This window comes from Minwuia sp., from assembly GCF_048007105.1.
GTDB lineage: Bacteria > Pseudomonadota > Alphaproteobacteria > Minwuiales > Minwuiaceae > Minwuia.
The window spans coordinates 4,578,636-4,596,990 of the sequence record NZ_CP180352.1 but is presented as its reverse complement, the minus strand read 5'-3'; the positions used below and the strand labels follow the sequence as shown (position 1 = coordinate 4,596,990).

Here is an 18,355-nt window from a genome sequence, read left to right as displayed (position 1 = left end):
CGATCCGCCTGCGCCGGAGGCCTTCGGATCAAGTCCGAAGGCGGGAAATGGATTCAGCCCAGATCCCGCACGTCGGCCAGCTTGCCGGTGACGGCGGCGGCTGCGGCCATGGCCGGGCTGACCAGGTGGGTGCGGCCGCCGCGGCCCTGGCGGCCCTCGAAGTTGCGGTTCGAGGTGGAGGCGCAGCGCTCGCCCGGCTCCAGCCGGTCGGCATTCATGGCCAGGCACATGGAGCAGCCCGGCTCGCGCCAGTCGAAGCCGGCCTCGACGAATATCCTGTCCAGACCTTCCTGCTCGGCCTGTTCCTTCACCAGGCCGGAGCCCGGCACGATCATGGCGTGCACGCCGCTCGCCACCTTGCGGCCTTTCGCGATCTCGGCGGCCGCGCGCATGTCCTCGATACGGCCATTGGTGCAGGAGCCGATGAAGACCTTGTCGACAGCGACATCGGTCAGCTTGATGCCCGGCTGCAGGCCCATGTAGGTCAGCGCGCGCTCCAGCGAGGAGCGGCTGATCTCGTCCTCGATATCCGCCGGATCCGGCACCCGGCCGGTGATCGGCGCGACGTCCTGCGGGCTGGTGCCCCAGGTGACGTGCGGCGCGATGTCGGCGGCGGCCAGCTCGATTTCCTTGTCGTAGCGGGCGCCGGCGTCGGAGGTGAAGCCCTTCCAGTATTGAACGGCCTGCTCGAAGGCGCCGGCCTTGGGCGACATCGGGCGGCCCTTCAGATATTCGAAGGTGATCTCGTCCGGCGCGATCAACCCGGCGCGGGCGCCGGCTTCGATCGACATGTTGCAGACGGTCATGCGCCCTTCCATAGACAGCGCCTTCATGGCCGAGCCGGCATATTCGATGACATAGCCGGTGCCGCCGGCGGTGCCGGTGCGACCGATGATGGCGAGGATCATGTCCTTGGCCGTGACGCCGAGCGGCAGATCGCCCTCGACGGTGATGCGCATGTTCTTGGACTTCCGCTGCAGCAGGCACTGGGTCGCCAGCACGTGTTCGACCTCGGAGGTGCCGATGCCGAAGGCCAGCGCACCGAAGGCGCCATGGGTGGCGGTGTGGCTGTCGCCGCAGACGATGGTCATGCCAGGCTGGGTGAAGCCCTGCTCGGGGCCGATGATGTGCACGATGCCCTGGCGGATGTCGTCCATGCCGAAATAGGGCACGCCGAAGTCGGCGCAGTTTTTCTCCAGCGTCTCGACCTGGATGCGGCTTTCCTCGTCGTCGATGCCCTTGGTGCGGTCGGTCGTCGGCACGTTGTGGTCGGCCACGGCCAGCGTCGCATCGGGCCGGCGGACCTTGCGGCCGGCGGTGCGCAGGCCCTCGAAGGCCTGCGGGCTGGTGACTTCGTGCACCAGATGGCGGTCGATGTAGAGGATGGCGGTGCCGTCGTCGCGGGTCTCCACGACGTGGCTGTCCCAGATCTTGTCAAACAGCGTCTTTGGCGCGGTCATTTGGCGTCTCTTCCCCGGAGCGGCTTCGAAAATCCGGCGCTATCCCTATTCCCGCCGCGGAGGCAGGTCAATCGGATTGGGGAAGGTCGGGGTCAGGCGGAGGCTTCGCGGGCGTTCCGCATGCCGATCTCGTCCATCTGTTCCTGCTCGCGCCGGTCGCGGCGGCGCTTCTGTTCGGCGCGCCGGGTCTCCAGCACCTTTTCGTAGCGCTTGCGCTCGCGGAAGGCGTCCGAGACCTTCTCCCGCGCGGCCTCGATCTGCTGGTCCAGCTCGGCGATCGAGGTGCGCAGGCGCGTCTGCCTGTCGCGCGCCGACTTGATGAAATGGCCGAGGCTCTGCGTCAGCATGGGATCGCGCTGCGCCGCCTCCATCTCGCCGGCGATTTCCCGGTCGATCATCAGGATACGGTTGGCGAGGTCGTCGCGCACGGCCTCCAGATCCATCAGCACTTGCCGGGCCTGATCCAGGTTCAGCTGCGCAATTCCGATCAGCCGTTCGAGCGTCTTCATGCGGCAGCCCTTTCATGTCCGAGAATGCCAGCAAGCCGCTCGAACCCGCCGGCGAGGGTTTCGTGCTCGTCCATGTCCTGGGACAGGAAGGCTTCCAGCTGTGCGTTATGGGCGATGGCCTCGTCGATCCGGGGATCCGAGCCCTTCTTGTAGGCGCCGATGCGTATCAGTTCGCCCATCTCGTCATAGGCGGCCAGCAACTCGCGGGCGCGTCCGGAAATGGCGCGCTGCTCCTTCGTCTGGCAGCCCGGCATGGTGCGGGAGATGGATTTCAGGATGTTGATGGCCGGATAGCGGCCGCGTTCGGCGATCGAACGGTCCAGCACGACGTGGCCGTCCAGAATGCCGCGGACGGCATCGGCCACCGGCTCGTCGGTGTCGCCGCCTTCGACCAGCACCGTGAACAGGCCGGTGATCGCCGATCCCTTCGTGCCGGGTCCGGCGCGCTCGAGCAGCTGCGGCAGTTCGGCGAAGACCGATGGCGTGTAGCCCTTGGAAGCCGGCGGTTCGCCGGCGCTCAGGCCGATCTCGCGTTGCGCCATGGCGAAGCGCGTGACCGAATCCATCATGCAGAGCACTTCCTGGCCCTCGTCGCGGAAGAACTCGGCAAGCGTCAGGGTCATGTGCGCGGCCTGGCGGCGCATCAGCGCGGGCTCATCTGAAGTCGCAACGACGACGATGGAGCGGGCGAGGCCCTCTGGGCCAAGATAGTCCTCGATGAATTCCTTCACCTCGCGGCCGCGCTCGCCGATCAGGCCGATGATGGCGACATCGGTCTCGGTGAACTTCGCCAGCATGGACAACAGGACGGACTTGCCGACGCCGGAGCCGGCGAAGATGCCCATGCGCTGACCGCGGCAGGTGGTCAGGAAGGTATTGAGCGAACGCACGCCGGTATCCATCGGTGGGCCGACGCGGTCGCGCAGATGCGCCTGGGGCGGCCGGCCGCGGAGAAAGCAGGAGCGCGGGCCGCGGATCAGCGGCGGGCCGCCGTCGATGGGTTCGCCCAGCGCGTTGACGACGCGGCCAAGCCAGCTGCGGTCCGGCGAGACGGTTGGCTGGTCGGATTTCACGGTGGCCTTGCAGCCGACGCCGACGCCGTCCAGCGGACCGAACGGCATGGCCAGCGCGACCTCGTCGCGGAAGCCGACGATCTCCGCCTCGACCTCGCGGCCGTCGCGGGCGCCAAGCCCGACGCGGGCGCCGACGCTCAGACGCCAGGAAATGCCGCCGATCTCGATCATCAGGCCCTGAACGGCGGCGACCCGGCCGAAATAGCTCCGGGGTTCGATCCGCTCCAGTTCCGCCAGCAGGCTACGCACGATTCAGAAACTTTCCGGCCCGTTGTTGACAACGCGACGGAGGCTCGCATGCCGGCCTTAATAGTGGGTTAAGTCGCCTCCGGTGCGGTGTCGGGTTACCGTGACGTGCGCCACTCGATAACCTTCGTTAACGCTGTTAACCTTTGTTTAAGATTAATCGGAAATTATCCAACCCACGGATGCCTCGGGCACGGGTGATGGAGAACTGAAATGCGGGTGCTTCTGATCGAAGACGATATGGCGATGTCGCGTGGCATCGAGACGATGCTGGCGTCGGACGGTTTCAACGTCTACGCGACCGATCTGGGCGAGGAAGGCCTCGATCTCGGCAAGCTCTACGACTACGACATCATTCTTCTCGACCTGAACCTGCCCGACATGCACGGCTATGACGTGCTGAAGAAGCTGCGCGTTTCCAAGGTCGACACGCCGGTCCTGATCCTCTCCGGCCTCGGCGACACCAGCGGCATCGTCAAGGGTCTGGGCTTCGGCGCCGACGACTACCTGACCAAGCCGTTCCGCCGCGAGGAGCTGATCGCGCGCATCCACGCCATCGTGCGCCGTTCCAAGGGTCATTCGCAGTCGGTCATTCGCACCGGCAAGCTGACCGTGAACCTGGACACCAAGTCGGTCGAGGTCGAAGGCCAGCGCATCCACCTGACCGGCAAGGAATATTCGATGCTGGAGCTGCTGTCGCTTCGCAAGGGCACGACGCTGACCAAGGAGATGTTCCTGAACCATCTCTACGGCGGCATGGACGAGCCCGAACTGAAGATCATCGACGTCTTCATCTGCAAGCTGCGCAAGAAGCTGGCGTCGGCCACCGGCGGCGACCACTACATCGAAACCGTGTGGGGCCGTGGCTACGTGCTGCGCGACCCGGAATCGGCCGAAGCGGCTGCCTGACAACCTCTCCCTGTAGCGTCTCCTCCCCAGTAAGGCTCCGGCCAAAAGCCGGAGCCTTCGCTGTTTCGGATCAGTTCACCGACTTCGCGACACCGTCCCAGTAGGGCTTGCGCAGTTCGGTCTTCAGGATTTTGCCGGCGCCCGAGAGCGGCATCGGTTCGGTGCGGAACTCCACCGAGCGCGGGCATTTGTAGTTCGCGATCAACTCGTGGCAGAAGTCGATGAGCTCTCGCTCCCCGACGCTCTGGCCCTCATGGCAGCGGACGATGGCGTGGACCCGTTCGCCCCATTTCTCGTCCGGTACGCCGATCACGGCGCATTCCACCACCGCCGGGTGCTGGTAGACCGCGTTCTCGACCTCGGCCGAGTAGACGTTCTCGCCGCCGGAGATGATCATGTCCTTCACCCGGTCGACGATGTAGACGTAGCCGTCCTCGTCCAGATACCCGCCGTCGCCGGTGTGGATCCAGCCGTCCTTCAGCGTCTTGGCGGTCAGGTCCGGCTTGTTCCAGTAACCCTGCATCACGTTGGGGCCCCTGGCGCAGACCTCGCCAACCTCGTTCGGGCCGAGGATCCGGCCTTCCTCATCCTTGATGCAGAGCTCGACGCCATAGGTCGCCCGGCCGCCGACTTGCCGCGGCCGCTGTCGTCGAAAGTGTGCAGATGCGGCTTCAGGCAGGTCAGCAGGGGCGATGTCTCGGTCTGACCGTAGGCGTGGTAGAAGCCGACCGTCGGAATCAGTTCCATGGCCTTCCGGATCACCGCTTCGGGCATTGGCGAGGCGCCATAGAGAATGCCGCGCATGGTCGAGAGGTCGCGGGTCTTCACATCCGGATGGTTGACGATCATGTTCATCATCGTGGGCACGAACAGCCCATTGGTGACGCCGTGTTCCTCGATCGCCGCCAGCGCCGCGCCCGGATCGAATTTCGGGATGAAACGGTGGCTCGCCGCCAGCATGGTGGCCGCGAAAGTGGCGGTGCCGTCGGCAAGGTGGAACATCGGCGCCGAATGGAGCCAGATCATGTCCTCCTCGAAATCCATGTCGCGCATGACATTCATGGCGTTGGAGACGAGATTGCGGTGGCTCAGCATCACGCCCTTGGACACGCCCGTCGTGCCGCCGGTGTAGAACAGGCCGGCCAGATCCTCGCCAGAGCGGCCTGCGTCCTCCATCGGGGCGTTGTCTGCGATCAGCTTCTCATAGGCGATCAGCCCCTCGGGCGGCGCGCCATTGCCGACATGGACGATCTTTTCGACACTGGGCATCTGCCCTTGCAGCCGCGGCAGGAAGGGCAGGAAGTCGTCGTCGATGAACAGCACGCGGCTTTCCGAATCCGACAGCCAGTAGGCAACCTCCGGCGGTGCCAGGCGGGTGTTCACTGGCACGAAGACGCAGCCGGCCCAGGGCACCGCGAAGAAGTATTCCAGATAGCGGTCGGAGTTGTTGGCCAGAAGCGCCACGCGGTCGCCGGGCTGAACGCCCAGACTGCGGATTCCGGCCGCCAGCCGCGCGATCCGCTCGTGGAAGTCGGTCCACGTATGCGTCCGCCCGTCGAAGATCGTCGCGACGCCGTCGCGGTTGACCTGCCGCGCCCGGCGGATGAATTGCGTCAGAGCCATCAGCATGGCGCTCTCCCCTTGTCCTCTCCCACGGCAGGGAGACTAAGCGAGGCGTGCGGGCGCGGACAAGCGACTGCGATTTCGCTCAGGGGCGCGCGAAAGGCAGGTCGTCGACCCTGGTCCAGCGGACCACCCGTTCGCCGGGCTGATCGGGTCCGAACTGTTCGCGGCGAGACAGGCCGGTAAAGACGTTCAGCCCGATCTGCATGTCCGGCGCGCCATGCCGGTCCAGGACGGGCAGGTGCAGGCGCTGGGCCGACATCGGCCTGCCTTCGCGGCTGTCGTGTCGGGTATCGACGAAGCAAGCGAGGCGTTCGGCGCGGCAGCGTTCCCATCGGGCCTGGGTCCATGCCGCATACTCGTCGTCGAACAGGTCGTAGGCGGTCTTGCCCTTCAGGCTCTCGCCGATGCGGAGCGACATCGCCTCACCTGCGAGGCGGAAGGCGAACAGGCCGTCGTCGCGGCGCTCGATCACGTAGATCGCGTCCAGCGCCCAGGGGATATCGGTGGGATCGATGTCCGCATAGTGCGGAATCGGTCCGTCGGTCCGCCGCGACAGCCAGTAGAGTGCGAAGCGAGCGAGATCCGCATGCGGATCCGCGGGCAGCAGGGCCGCCAGAGCACAGTCATGTTCGGGGCCTGACATGACGCTTCTACTAGGCGCGTCACAGGGGCATTTCAACGGCGACGACGGCACCGCCCCCTCAGATCGGCGGGGTTTCCATGGAAGGTGGTGTGTCGATACCCGTGGCGGATGGAACCATCAGCGTGCCGGCTGCCCGGTTCATCCCGCTCGTCGGTCAGCGGGGGGCGGTGCGGCATGCTGGTGGCGATGCGCCGATCCTGTCCGCCTTCTGTATCAGCGGTGTTGCGTGCCGAATCGCCGGTTGCGCCAGTCGACCGGACTGGACGGCAGCATCACGCAGACGGCGGCGATCAGGCACAGGCCTGACCCGATCAGGATCGGGAATTCGTAGCTGCGGTAGAGATCGTAGAGATCGCCCGCGACCGCCGGCCCGATCAGTGCGCCCACGCCGACCGATGCGTAGACCACGCCGATCACCGATCCGACGTGCCCCACCCCGAAATAGTCGGAGAGTAGCGTCGGCGCGAGGGCGACGAAGCCGCCATAGAGCGTGCCGAAGACGACGCCGAACAGCAGCAATTGCCAGAACATCGTGGAGAAGTTCCAGCCGGCGAGCGACAGCGCGATACCTATATAGAGGGCCGTCGTGACCGGCTGGCGGCCGACCCGCTGCGCCACCGGACCCAGCGCGATGCGGCCGAGAATCGAGCCGATGCCGATGGCGCTGATCACCCAGAAGCCCTGCGCCTCGTTCAGGCCCACATCCTCGGCGAACTTGGCGATGTGGACGAACGGAACGAACAGGCCGATCGAAACCAGAAGCGCTCCGGTCAGGATCATCCAGAACGGCAGCGTCCGCGCCGCCTCGCCCCGCGTCAGGGAGGGGCCGGAGTTGGCCCCCTGTGGCGGTCCGTCGGCGCCGTCCGGAAACTGACCCCGCGATTCGGGTGAGTTTCGGAGCAGAAGGCCGGCGCCGCCGCCGATCACCAGCACCGCGACGGCCATGACATCGTAGGCGAGCCGCCAGCCGCCCAGATCGATCAGGAAGGCTCCGGCATGCGGCGCGATGAAGGTGCCGACGCCGATGCCCATGATGGCGACGCCCGAGGCCGTCGCCCGCTTGACCGCAAACCAGCGCTGCACCACGCCGACGGCGGGGACATACATGCAGCCGACGCCGATGCCGACGCCGATGCCATAGGCCCAGTAGACCTGCTCAAGCGTGCCGGCGCGGGCGGCGAGGAACAGTCCGGCGGCGGTAAAGATGCTGCCGAAGATCGTCACCGGCGCGGCCCCGATCCGGTCGCCGGCCGGACCGCTCCATGCGCCGAGAAAGAAGTAGAGAAAGCCGGCGATGCCGAAGATGCGCGAGGTCGCGCCGCGGTCCCCGCCGAATTCGGTGGCCAGCGCGTCGAAGAAGGCGGAAAAGCTGTAGGCGACGCCGAAGCCGACCATCATCACCAGAAACGCGGCCCAGACCATGATCCAGCCGTGAAACGGGCGCTTGGCGGACGGATACAGCGGGCCGTCCTCTCGGGTTGCCGTGAACGTCATGTCTCTCCCCTCAGGCGGCGCAGTCTGGGTGGACGGCGAAAATTGCGCAACTATGATCCACGGGCCTGAACGGGGGGAGTTGAGACGTGACCGATTGGCCGGACGCCATTTTCGGCGAACTGAAACGCGCGGATATCCGGCAGGTGGCCTATGTGCCCGACGCCGGTCACAGCCGGCTGATCACGCAGTGCCGCGCCGACCCGGACATGCGGGCCATTCCCCTGACGAACGAGATGGAGGGGCCGGCTGTGCTGGCCGGCGCCTGGCTGGGCGGACAGCGCGGCGTGCTGCTGATGCAGTCCAGCGGCGTCGGCAATTGCCCGAACATGATCGCCACTTCCGTGACCTGCCGTTTTCCGCTGCTGATGCTGGTGACGATGCGCGGCGAGTTCGGCGAGTTCAATCCGTGGCAGCTCCCCATGGGCCAGAACGCCGCCGCGATGCTGGAGCAGCTCGGGACCCTGACCTACCGGCTGGACCGGGCCGAGGACGCGGCATCGACCGTGGCCGCCGCCGCCGGCATCGCCTTCGAGGGGCTGAGCCCCGTCGCCGTGCTGATCGCGCAGAAGCTGATCGGCACCAAGACCTTCGCGAAGTGACCGCCATGACCGACCGCGCCAACACCTACCCGCTCCGCCGCCGCGAGATCGCGAAACGCCTGATCGACGAGAATCCGGACGCGCTCTTCATCGCCGGTCTGGGGGCCACGGCCTGGGACCTGACCGCCGCCGGCGACCGTCACACGACCTTTCCGCTCTGGGGCGCCATGGGCGGCGCGGCCGCGATGGGACTCGGACTGGCGCTGGCCCAGCCGGACCGCCGCGTCATCGTGGTTACCGGCGACGGCGAGCAGCTGATGGGCATGGGCGCGCTGGCGACGGTCGCGGTTCAGCGGCCGAGGAATCTCGCGATCGCCGTGTTCGACAACGAATCATATGGCGAGACCGGCATGCAGCAGACCCACACCGCTGACGGTGTCGATCTGGCCGGCGTGGCCCGCTCGGTCGGCATCCCTGTCGTCGCGAGCGCTGCGGCGGCGGACGAATCGGAGGCGCTCTTTCCGCTGATCGGGGAAGCCGAAGGGCCTGTCTTCGCCACCTTCAAGATCCGTGCGGAAGCCTTGCCGTTCGCCCTGCCGCCCAAGGACGGCGCCTGGCTGAAGGACCGGTTCCGCCGTGCGCTGCTCGGCCCGGCCGGTGTCAGCGAAGGCTGAGCCCCCTGATTTGATCCGGGCGTGATCGCCGCGCACTTGGCGCTGGCCCTCGCGGACGCTATAGCAGGCGGGATTTTCCTGACGCAGCGGGGGGTTCCGTGTCCGGCACCGAGGCGACGAACGAGCACGACGAGAAGACTGGCCGACCGAAGAGCCGCCGTGTCGGCGCGCTGAAACGCCTCTGGCCGTTCGCGAAACCCTATCGTTCGCTGATCGCCTTCGCCGTGTTCGCGCTTGTCGGCGCCGCCGCAGCGACCCTGGCCATCGGTCAGGCCGTCCGTCGCATGGTCGACTACGGGTTCGTGCAGCCGGGCAATGGGGCCGATACCGGATATCTGGATGAGTATTTCCTGGCGCTGTTCGGCGTCTTCGCGCTGCTGGCGGTCTTTACCTTCGCGCGTTACTGGGCCGTCACCTGGCTGGGCGAGCGGATCGTCGCCGACGTCCGCAACGCCGTCTATGCCCATGTGCTTCGGCTCGACCCGGCCTTTTTCGAGCAGACCAAGACCGGCGAGGTGATGAGCCGGCTCACCGTCGATACCGAACTGATCCAGACGGTCGTCGGCTCCAGCGCGTCGATGGCGCTGCGCAATCTGCTGATGTTCGTCGGCGGTCTCGCCATGCTGATCATCACCAGCCCGAAGCTGGCCGGGATGGTGCTGGCCATCGTGCCGCTGGTGATCGTGCCCATCCTGCTGTTCGGACGCCGGCTGCGTGTGCTGAGCCGGCAGAGCCAGGACCGGGTCGCATCGGTCAATTCTCGCGCCGAGGAGAGTCTGAACGCGATCCAGACCGTGCAGGCCTTCACGCAGGAGAGTTTCGAGGAGAAGCGCTTCGGCCGCGCCGTCGCCGACACGCTGGCCGTTGCGAAACGCCGGATCATGGTGCGCGCCTGGCTGACCGCAGTGGTGATCCTGTTCATCTTCGGCGCCATCGATGTGGTGCTCTGGCTTGGCGCGACCGATGTCGCCGGCGGCACCATGTCGTCGGGCGAGCTCACCGCCTTCGTCTTCTACGCCATCGTTGTCGCCGGTTCGGTCGGCACGCTGTCGGAAATGTGGGGCGACCTGCAGCGCGCCGCGGGCGCGACCGAGCGGCTGATGGAACTGCTGTCCACCGAACCGTCGATCGCCATCCCCGAAAAGGCCACGGCCTTGCCGGAGCCGCGCGGTTCGATCGAGTTCCGTGACGTGGCCTTCCGCTATCCGGCCCGGCCCGAGATCATGGCGCTGGACGGGTTCGGCATGTCGATCGCGCCAGGCGAAAAGGTCGCCCTGGTCGGTCCCAGCGGGGCGGGCAAGTCGACGGTCTTCCAGCTGCTGCTGCGCTTCTACGACATCGAGCGGGGCGAGGTCCTGATCGATGGCGCCGACATCGCCTCGGCAGACCCGGTGGACGTGCGCAACCGCTACGGTCTGGTGGCGCAGGACCCGGTGATGTTCGCGGCAACGGCCATGGACAATATCCGCTACGGCCGCCGGATGCCTCGGATGAGGATGTCCGCCGGGCTGCGGAAGCCGCCGGCGCTGCCGAGTTCCTCGACCGGCTGCCGCAGGGCTACCAGACCGAGCTCGGCGAAAAGGGACAGCGTCTCTCCGGCGGCCAGCGCCAGCGGATCGCCATTGCCCGCGCCCTGCTGCGCGATCCGGCGATCCTGCTGCTGGACGAGGCGACGTCGGCGCTGGACGCCGAATCGGAGCGCATGGTCCAGCGGGCGCTCGACAAGCTGATGGAAGGCCGGACGACGCTGATGATCGCGCACCGGCTGGCCACGGTGCTGAAGGCCGACCGTATTGTGGTCATGGATCAGGGGCAGGTCGTGGCCTGGGGCACGCATCAGGAACTGATGGATCAGGGGGGTCTCTACGCCCGGCTGGCCCGGCTGCAGTTCGACGTCTCACGCGAGGCCCTGGACGCGACGCCGCCCGCCGATGCGGCCGAATAGGCGGCCCGAGACCCTTCACGTCTTCGCCGACGGCTACGCCGTTTTCCGCCGGGTGCGGCTGGCCTGCGCCCTCGGCCGGGGCGGGGTCCGCACAGACAAGCGGGAGGGCGACGGCGCCACCCCTACGGGCCGCTTTCCCGTCCGCCACGTCCGTTTTCGCCCCGACCGCTGGCGGCCGCAGACGGCACTGCCGGCGATTCCGGTCCTGCGCAGCCACGGCTGGAGCGACGATCCTGCCGATCCGCTCTACAACCGCTTCGTCAGGCTGCCGCATCCTTGCGGACATGAACGGCTGCGCCGCGCGGACCGGCTCTACGACGCGCTGATTGTCGTGGGGCACAACGACCGCCCGCACCGGCCGGGCGCCGGCAGCGCCGTTTTCGTCCATGTGATGGCCGAGGCGGAGACGCCGACGGCGGGGTGCGTCGCCTTTCGGCCCGCCGATCTGGCCTGGTTGCTGGCGCAACTGCGGCCCGGCGACGATGTGACGATCCACCCGCCGGGGCGGAAATCGCCCGGACTGCCGCTACGTCGGGACTTGCGAACCTGACGGGGTTGTGGTCGGCTTGCCGATAACTGACCGCCATTCAGCAGGAGAAACGGAAATGGCCACACTGGAAGAAATCACGCAGGGCATGCGGGAGCGGGTCGGCGAGGATTCCGGACTGGATGCAACCCTGAAGTTCGATTTCGGCGATGACGGCGTGGTCTATGTGGACGGTGTCTCGTCTCCGAACACCGTCACGAATGAGGACAAGGATGCCGATTGCACCATGAAGATCTCGAAGGACGACTTCCTGAAGATGGTGGGCGGCGAACTGGACGGCACCACCGCATTCATGATGGGCAAGCTGAAGATCGAAGGCTCGATGGGGGTCGCGATGAAACTGCAGAGCGTCCTGAAATAGCTTCGCGCACAACGCGTTAGCCAGAAAGGCGAAAGGGCGGCCCGGGGAGGAGTGGGCCGCCCTTTCTGTATTCGAGCCGGGCGCTATTTGGGGAGGAGACGCGACCTTGTCGGCTCGAAACCGGTTCGTATGTTCAATCCACTAACGAATCATTTTTCTGATCAATGCAAAAGCATTGCCAACTTCTGTACATTTTTCAAGCATACCTTGTTTTGCAATGCAGCAATTTATATGCACTGCAACATAGACCTCGGACCTCCCACCGTCAACCCCGATTTCTCAATTGAGTTCCAACCGGCCACGCGCCACAAGGGCCGCACGCGACCTCACATGCTCCGGGAGCGACGACATGGACAGTATCGGTTTCGAGGACATCCGGCAGGCGCGCGCCCGCATCGCCGGCGCCGTGCGGCGCACCCCCCTCATGCGGGCGGCGCCGATCGCTGGCGGCGGGCCGGACTGCGACCTGTATCTGAAGCTGGAGAACCTCCAGCTCGCCGGTTCCTTCAAGTCGCGGGGCGCGGCCAATACCGCACTTTCCCTGGGACGTGCGGCGCTTGAGAAGGGTCTGATCACCGCATCCGGCGGGAATCATGGCCTCGGCGTCGCCGCTGCCGCGCAGGCGGCGGGTGTGCCGGCGGTCATCCATCTGTCGACCAACGCGACCCCGGACAAGGTCGCGCGGCTGGAGGGATTCGGCGCCGAGGTGGTGGTCGAGGGCGCGGTCTGGGACGACGCCAACGCCCTGGCGCTGGCGCGGGCCGAGACCGATGGATCGACCTATGTTCATCCCTTCGCCAATCCGATGGTGATTGCCGGGCAGGGGACCGTTGCCCTGGAAGTGCTGGAAGATCTGCCGGATGCGGCGACCGTGGTGATCGCGATCGGCGGTGGCGGGCTGATTTCCGGCATGTCTGTTGCCCTGAAGCAACTGAGGCCGGACATCCGTATCGTCGGCGTCGAAGCGGAGGGGGCGCCGACACTGAAACGCTCCGTCGAGGCCGGCGAACTCGTGACGCTGGAGACGATCACCAGCTCGGTGGCGACGCTGTCGCCGCGCCGCTCCTCCGAGATCAATCTCGATATCGTGCGGCGGCTGGTGGACGAGATCGTCCTGGTCTCGGACGCCGAGATGGCGGCGGCGGCGCGCTGGATGTGGTCCCATTTCGGGATTGCCGCCGAGCTGGCGGGTGCCGCTGGCATGGCGGCGGTGCAGCAGACACGGTTCGCCTTCAGACCTGACGAGAAGGTCGTCGTGCTGGTCTGCGGGGCGGGAACGGCCGCGTTCTCATAGGGTGACAGGCATGGCGGCGACGCCGGCCGGCAGCGTCATTGCCCCGGCAGCGGGCCGCGGCGCGCGCCAGTTCTTCGTCTCGACGCCGGCAAGCTGCAGCGCTGCGGCGATGCGTTCGATCCCGTCCGACGCCCTGGCCAGCCCGTGCGGAAAGACGATCTCCAGCATCAGCGCATCGACCAGATCGGAAATCCCGTCGGCCGAGGCCGAGAGGGCGCGGCAGAACAGGACCTCGTCCCGGCTCAGCGCCATCGCGCCGCTGATGCGGATGTCGATGGTGCGACGGGCGCTGGCGGAAACGCCGGAAAGCAGGTCGTCGACATCGCCGGCCGTCGCCTGCAACTGATGCGACGCGAGCGCCTGGCGGAGCTCGCCGACCGCGTCGGATCTGCGGAAGGCCGCGGCGACCCAGCGGCGCAGGCACCACAGAAACAGGCGCTCGCCCTCTTCCAGACAGCTGACGGTCATCCGGTACGAGACGGGTTGCATCGCGACGATCATGCTCGGCTCCTCGGTCGTTTCGACGCAAATGATAATCATTCGCAATTAATCCTGCAAGCTTGCCGCGCGCGATGCTGCCGGATAGAGCAGCGTGCACGGTACGCAGGAGCAGGACATGGCGGAATTCACGGTGCGCCGGGCCCGGACGGAAGACGCCGAGGGCGTGGCGCAGATGTTCAACGGGCTGGATCTCGAAGATCTGAGCGATGAGGCGCTCTGCCCCTTCACGGCGGAGATCGTGCTGCGCGATGCCATCGGCGACGGCGCGCTGCTGGCGACAGAGGTCGCCGTCACCGCTTCGGGCGAGGTGATCGGTGCGGCGGCCCACAACCTTGCCTATCACGCGGAAACCGCCCATCCGGCGCGCTGGCTGGAGATGCTTTTCGTGGCGAAGGACTGGCGGCGACATGGCGTCGCCCGGGCCCTCATGGCTGCGGTCGCCCGCGAAGCGCTCGACAGCGGCTGCGACGCGGTGTTCTGGGGCGTGCGGCGTTTCAATGACGGCGGCGCCCGCTTCTATGACAGCATCGGGGCCGGCAATGAAGACGCCGATATCCGGGTCCTGATGGGCCGGGCGCTGAGCGACGTTTCGGGCGGATGATCCGGCGCCGGCTCAGTAGTCGGCGAAGACCTGTTCCATCTTTTCCTTCAGCGTCAGCGACGTGAAGGGTTTCACGATGTAGTTGGAAACGCCGGCCTGCTTGGCGGAGATCACGAACTCGGTCTTGCTCTCGGCCGTGACCATGATGAACGGCATGTCGTGCAGTTCCTCGTCGGAGCGGATCTCCTCCAGAAGCTGGTAGCCGGTCATCGGCTCCATGTTCCAGTCGGAGATCACCATGCCGTACTGGAACCGGCGCAGCTTGCGCAGCGCCTCGGCGCCGTCCATCGCGGTATCGACATTTTCGAAGCCGATATCCCTCAGCAGTCCGTTGATGATGCGGAGCATCTGCACGTAGTCATCGACGACGAGGATGGGCATTTCCGGATCGATACGCATGGTACTCGGCTCACACTGGATTGCGCGCCAGTCTGTGCCTGGATACCTCAATTTTCGGTAAAGGGGGCGGCGGGCGGCCAAGCCTTGTGGCCCTTCCGCCGCAATCCTATAGTCCGCGCCGCCGCAGGGGATACAGCGAAGGGGATGGGAGAGCCGATGTCCGCGATCACCGAGAAAGGAAAGACCTGGTATCTGGACCAGATGGAAGTCGGCATGACCGCCGAGTACACCGATGTGGTCACCGAGGAGCGGATCCAGGCCTTCGCCGACGCCTCTGGCGACGACAACCCGCTGCATCTGGACGAGGATTATGCGAAGACGACCATGTTCAAGGGCCGGATCGCCCACGGCATGTTGTCGGGCAGTTTCCTGTCGACGATCTTCGGCACCATCTTTCCCGGCCCGGGCGGCATCTATCTCAGCCAGAACATGAAATTCGTCGCGCCGGTCCGGGTCGGCGACAAGGTCACGGCCCGCGCCGAGATCGACGAGGTGCTCGCCGACAAGGGACGCGTGCACTTCACCTGCACATGCTCGGTCGACGGCAAGAACGTGATCGTCGGCGACGCCTGGATCATGCCGCCGCGACGCAAGTCCTAACCGCGCCGATGCGCATCCACCGGCTGTCCGGCCCTGCGCCGGCGGATCTTCGCGGCGCCGCGGTCGCGATCGGCAATTTCGACGGCGTTCATCACGGCCACCGGATGCTGATCAACCGCGCGCAGCAGGCGGCGACCGCCATCGGCGCACCGTCCGGTGTGCTGACGTTCGAGCCGCATCCGCGCGAATTCTTCGCCCGGCACGCGCCGCCGTTCAGACTGACCAATTTCCGCGCCAAGGCGGCCAGCCTGTGCAAGACGGGCATCGACCTGATGGCCGTATCCAGCTTCGGCAGCCGGCTTGCGATGATGTCGGCCCAGGATTTCGTCGGCGAGATGCTGGTGCGCCGTCTGGGCGTCGGCCATGTCGTCGTCGGCTATGATTTCGCCTTCGGACACAAGCGCGCCGGCAATGTCGACTATTTGCGGGCAGCCGCTGCCGAGCACGGCTTCGGACTCACTGTCATCGACCCGGTCCGCGAAGGCGAGGAGGTGGTTTCGTCCACCCGCATCCGCGACGCGCTCTGGCAGGGCGATCCGCGCCGGGCGGCCGGATTGCTTGGTCACTGGTGGGAAGTGCACGGGCGTGTGCGGAAGGGCGATCAGCGCGGCCGCACCATCGGTTTCCCGACCGCAAACATCGCGCTGGGCGGCTATCTTGAGCCGCAGTTCGGCGTTTACGCCGTTCGGATCGGCTGGCCGGAGAACGGCGAGATCGTGTGGCGCGACGGCGTGGCCAATCTGGGCCGCCGGCCGACCTTCAACAAGAATGACGTGCTGCTTGAAGTGAACGTCTTCGACTTCCAGGGCAACATCTACGGCAAGCGCGCGCAGGTGCGCTTCATCGACTTCATCCGGCCCGAGCGGAAATTCGACGGGCTGGAACTCGCTGAAGGCGCAGATCGCGGCAGACGCCGAAAAGGCGCGGGCGATCCTGACGGAAACCGGGGAGGAGATGCCATGAGCGAGAAGATCGGCTTCATCGGTCTGGGCGCGATGGGCGGCCCGATGGCCGCAAACCTGATCCGCAAGGGCCACGATCTTGTGGTCCACGATATCGATCCCGCGAAAACAGCGGAGATCGCCGGGCTGGGCGCCGAGGCGGCGGACAGCATTGCGGATGTCGCGCGGAAGGCCGACATCGTGCTCACCATGCTGCCGGACTCGCCCGACGTGGATGCGGCCGTGCTGGGTCCCGGCGGCGTGCTGGAGAACGGGCGGCCCGATCAACTCGTCATGGACATGTCGACCATCGCGCCGGCGACCACAGACAAGCTGCACCGGACCCTCACCGAGGCGGGCATCGGCTTCGTCGATGCGCCCGTCGGACGTCTGGTCACCCACGCGATCGCGGGCGAACTGCTGTTCATGGTCGGCGCGACCGGCAATGATTTCGGTCGGGTGAAGCCGCTGATCGAGGGCATGGGCACCACGATCCATCATTGCGGCGCGCCGGGGACGGGCATCCGCACCAAGCTGGTGAACAATCTGGTCGCCATCTCTGTCTGCCAGATCGACGCGGAAGCCATCACCCTGGCCCAGTCCTGGGGGCTGGACGTGCAGAAGACCATTGATGTCATCAACGGCACCACAGCAACGAACGGCCATCTGATCACCAACTGGCCGAACAAGGTGCTGAAGGGCGACACTTCGCCGGGCTTCCGTGTGGCGCTGGCCCACAAGGATGTCAGCCTGGCGCTGCAGGCCGCGCATGAAGCGGGCATACCGATGTTCGTGGGCGCCGCGGTCCGCGAGGCCTACGCGGCCGCGCGGGCAGCCGGATACTCCGATCAGGACTTTTCGGCGATGGTCGACGCGCTCTGCAAGCAGGTCGGCGTGAAGCCGCCAAGGCTTTGATTGTAATACAGTTACACTTGCCTTTACGCAGCGTTCTCCACAATCATTCGTTACCCTTCAGGTAATAGAAGGGGATCAGGGGGTCGGGGGAAACCCGGCTTTTCGAACGAAGATTCGGGAGGAATATCAATGCGTAAACTGCTAATCGGCGCGGGCCTCGGCCTGGCGCTCGCCGCTTCCCCTGCGCTCGCGCAGGACTGCCAGCCCTCCAAATACGGTGCGGACGACGAGATCGGCGCCGCCAATCTGGTGACGCCCGAGCGCGTCATGGCCGCGACGAAACTGGTGAAGAAGGGCATGACCCATCCGCTGGGCATCGTCGTCGATCCCAACATGCCGGCCTTCCCGCCGCGCGGGATGATGCTCCAGATCGTCTCGCCCGGTCAGCAGAACGGCCGGACGCTCGGCCAGGACTTCGGCTGGGACTCGATCTACAACGACGACATCGCACAGCTCTGGTTCGGCATCGGCCCGCAGATCGACGGTCTGGGTCACCTCGGTGAGGGCACCTACTACAACTGCAACGATCCGAAGGACATCTCTGCCCTGACCGGCCTCACCAAGCTGGGCATCCACAACATTCCGCCGCTGGTCGCGCGCGGCGTGCTGATCGATATCGCCAAGCACCGGGGCGTCGAATCGCTGAATGCCGGCGACGCGATTACCGGAGAGGAACTCGACGCGGCTGCCAAGGCGCAGGGCGTCACCTTCAAGGACGGCGATGTGATCCTGATCCACACCGGCTGGACCGATGCCAAGCTGGCGTCCGATCCGACGGCCTGGGTCTCGGGTGAGCCGGGCACCGACAATGCCGCGGCCGTCTGGCTGGCCAGCAAGAACCCGGTGGCCGTGGGCGCCGACACCTGGGGCGTCGACGTCGTGCCGCCGGCGCCGGGCGACAAGGTCTTCTACGGCCACGTCACCCTGCTGAAGGAGAACGGCATCTACATCCTGGAGACCATGAATACGGGCCGCCTCGCTGCGGAAGGCGTGAACGAGTTCATGTTCGTGCTCGGTCAGGCCCGCATCAAGGGCGCCGTGCAGATGATCATCAATCCGGTCGCCATGTGGTAATCGG

The 18,355-nt window shown here is 66.2% G+C and carries 19 protein-coding genes and 1 pseudogene; 11 read left to right on the top strand and 9 right to left on the bottom strand.

Annotated features, from left to right (window positions below; translation table 11 throughout):
- Positions 1-53: 53 nt before the first annotated feature.
- The 3 genes from leuC to fliI all read right to left on the bottom strand — a co-directional run bounded on the left by leuC (position 54) and on the right by fliI (position 3,291).
- Entirely contained in the window at positions 54-1,460 is a 1,407-nt protein-coding gene (gene leuC / locus ACMVY4_RS22300; RefSeq protein WP_416898136.1) for a 3-isopropylmalate dehydratase large subunit, read from the bottom strand.
- A gap of 92 nt (positions 1,461-1,552) precedes the next feature.
- Complete coding sequence (locus ACMVY4_RS22295) at positions 1,553-1,969, bottom strand: flagellar FliJ family protein (RefSeq protein WP_416898135.1); 417 nt, start codon at positions 1,967-1,969, stop codon at positions 1,553-1,555.
- Positions 1,966-3,291, bottom strand: a complete 1,326-nt coding sequence (gene fliI, locus ACMVY4_RS22290) for a flagellar protein export ATPase FliI (RefSeq protein WP_416898134.1) — start codon at positions 3,289-3,291, stop codon at positions 1,966-1,968. The genes ACMVY4_RS22295 and fliI overlap by 4 nt, the downstream gene beginning before the upstream one ends.
- 210 nt (positions 3,292-3,501) lie before the next feature.
- Between fliI and ctrA the strand changes: the two genes are divergently transcribed.
- Positions 3,502-4,197, top strand: coding sequence for a response regulator transcription factor CtrA (gene ctrA, locus ACMVY4_RS22285; protein ID WP_416898133.1), 696 nt, complete (start codon positions 3,502-3,504; stop codon positions 4,195-4,197).
- Positions 4,198-4,267: 70 nt separating this feature from the next.
- Here the strand turns inward: ctrA and ACMVY4_RS22280 are convergent, their stop codons facing one another.
- The 4 genes from ACMVY4_RS22280 to ACMVY4_RS22265 form a co-directional block, all read right to left on the bottom strand.
- Positions 4,268-4,792, bottom strand: a complete 525-nt coding sequence (locus tag ACMVY4_RS22280) for a class I adenylate-forming enzyme family protein (RefSeq protein ID WP_416900377.1) — start codon at positions 4,790-4,792, stop codon at positions 4,268-4,270.
- Positions 4,720-5,820, bottom strand: a complete 1,101-nt coding sequence (locus ACMVY4_RS22275; protein ID WP_416898132.1) for an AMP-binding protein — start codon at positions 5,818-5,820, stop codon at positions 4,720-4,722. The genes ACMVY4_RS22280 and ACMVY4_RS22275 overlap by 73 nt, the downstream gene beginning before the upstream one ends.
- Positions 5,821-5,905: 85 nt before the next feature.
- Positions 5,906-6,466, bottom strand: coding sequence for a PAS domain-containing protein (locus ACMVY4_RS22270; RefSeq protein ID WP_416898131.1), 561 nt, complete (start codon positions 6,464-6,466; stop codon positions 5,906-5,908).
- Positions 6,467-6,679: 213 nt separating this feature from the next.
- Positions 6,680-7,960, bottom strand: a complete 1,281-nt coding sequence (locus ACMVY4_RS22265) for an MFS transporter (RefSeq protein ID WP_416898130.1) — start codon at positions 7,958-7,960, stop codon at positions 6,680-6,682.
- Positions 7,961-8,046: 86 nt separating this feature from the next.
- Between ACMVY4_RS22265 and ACMVY4_RS22260 the strand changes: the two genes are divergently transcribed.
- From ACMVY4_RS22260 to ACMVY4_RS22235, 6 genes and pseudogenes are all read left to right on the top strand, one after another.
- Entirely contained in the window at positions 8,047-8,559 is a 513-nt protein-coding gene (locus tag ACMVY4_RS22260; RefSeq protein WP_416898129.1) for a thiamine pyrophosphate-binding protein, read from the top strand.
- A gap of 5 nt (positions 8,560-8,564) precedes the next feature.
- Positions 8,565-9,173 carry a thiamine pyrophosphate-dependent enzyme gene (locus ACMVY4_RS22255; protein WP_416898128.1) on the top strand — a complete coding sequence of 203 codons (609 nt, stop codon included), beginning with the start codon at positions 8,565-8,567 and terminating at the stop codon, positions 9,171-9,173.
- A gap of 98 nt (positions 9,174-9,271) precedes the next feature.
- Positions 9,272-11,118: pseudogene (locus ACMVY4_RS22250) on the top strand (ABC transporter transmembrane domain-containing protein).
- Positions 11,105-11,668 carry a L,D-transpeptidase family protein gene (locus ACMVY4_RS22245; RefSeq protein WP_416898127.1) on the top strand — a complete coding sequence of 188 codons (564 nt, stop codon included), beginning with the start codon at positions 11,105-11,107 and terminating at the stop codon, positions 11,666-11,668. Before ACMVY4_RS22250 ends, ACMVY4_RS22245 begins: the two are co-directional and overlap by 14 nt.
- A gap of 55 nt (positions 11,669-11,723) precedes the next feature.
- On the top strand, positions 11,724-12,026 hold the full coding sequence (locus tag ACMVY4_RS22240; protein ID WP_416898126.1) for an SCP2 sterol-binding domain-containing protein: 303 nt from the start codon (positions 11,724-11,726) through the stop codon (positions 12,024-12,026).
- Between the two features lie 349 nt (positions 12,027-12,375).
- A complete protein-coding gene (locus tag ACMVY4_RS22235; RefSeq protein WP_416898125.1) occupies positions 12,376-13,320 on the top strand; it encodes a threonine ammonia-lyase in 945 nt (314 codons plus the stop codon).
- On the opposite strand, the gene ACMVY4_RS22230 is transcribed toward ACMVY4_RS22235, so the two are convergent.
- Entirely contained in the window at positions 13,315-13,821 is a 507-nt protein-coding gene (locus tag ACMVY4_RS22230) for a hypothetical protein (RefSeq protein WP_416898124.1), read from the bottom strand. The two genes, ACMVY4_RS22235 and ACMVY4_RS22230, sit on opposite strands and share 6 nt — an antisense overlap.
- A gap of 115 nt (positions 13,822-13,936) precedes the next feature.
- Here ACMVY4_RS22230 and ACMVY4_RS22225 point away from each other — a divergent pair, with 115 nt between their 5' ends.
- Complete coding sequence (locus ACMVY4_RS22225; protein ID WP_416898123.1) at positions 13,937-14,422, top strand: GNAT family N-acetyltransferase; 486 nt, start codon at positions 13,937-13,939, stop codon at positions 14,420-14,422.
- A 12-nt stretch (positions 14,423-14,434) separates the two neighbouring features.
- On the opposite strand, the gene ACMVY4_RS22220 is transcribed toward ACMVY4_RS22225, so the two are convergent.
- Complete coding sequence (locus tag ACMVY4_RS22220; protein WP_416898122.1) at positions 14,435-14,821, bottom strand: response regulator; 387 nt, start codon at positions 14,819-14,821, stop codon at positions 14,435-14,437.
- A 156-nt stretch (positions 14,822-14,977) separates the two neighbouring features.
- Between ACMVY4_RS22220 and ACMVY4_RS22215 the strand changes: the two genes are divergently transcribed.
- The 3 genes from ACMVY4_RS22215 to ACMVY4_RS22205 all read left to right on the top strand — a co-directional run bounded on the left by ACMVY4_RS22215 (position 14,978) and on the right by ACMVY4_RS22205 (position 18,351).
- Entirely contained in the window at positions 14,978-15,421 is a 444-nt protein-coding gene (locus ACMVY4_RS22215; protein WP_416898121.1) for a MaoC family dehydratase, read from the top strand.
- 8 nt (positions 15,422-15,429) lie between these two features.
- The gene (locus tag ACMVY4_RS22210) at positions 15,430-17,277 is read left to right on the top strand and encodes a bifunctional riboflavin kinase/FAD synthetase (protein WP_416898120.1); all 1,848 of its coding nucleotides are present in this window, start codon (positions 15,430-15,432) and stop codon (positions 17,275-17,277) included.
- Between the two features lie 129 nt (positions 17,278-17,406).
- Positions 17,407-18,351 (top strand): cyclase family protein, encoded by a 945-nt coding sequence (locus ACMVY4_RS22205; protein WP_416898119.1) that lies wholly within the window; start codon positions 17,407-17,409, stop codon positions 18,349-18,351.
- Positions 18,352-18,355: the final 4 nt, after the last annotated feature.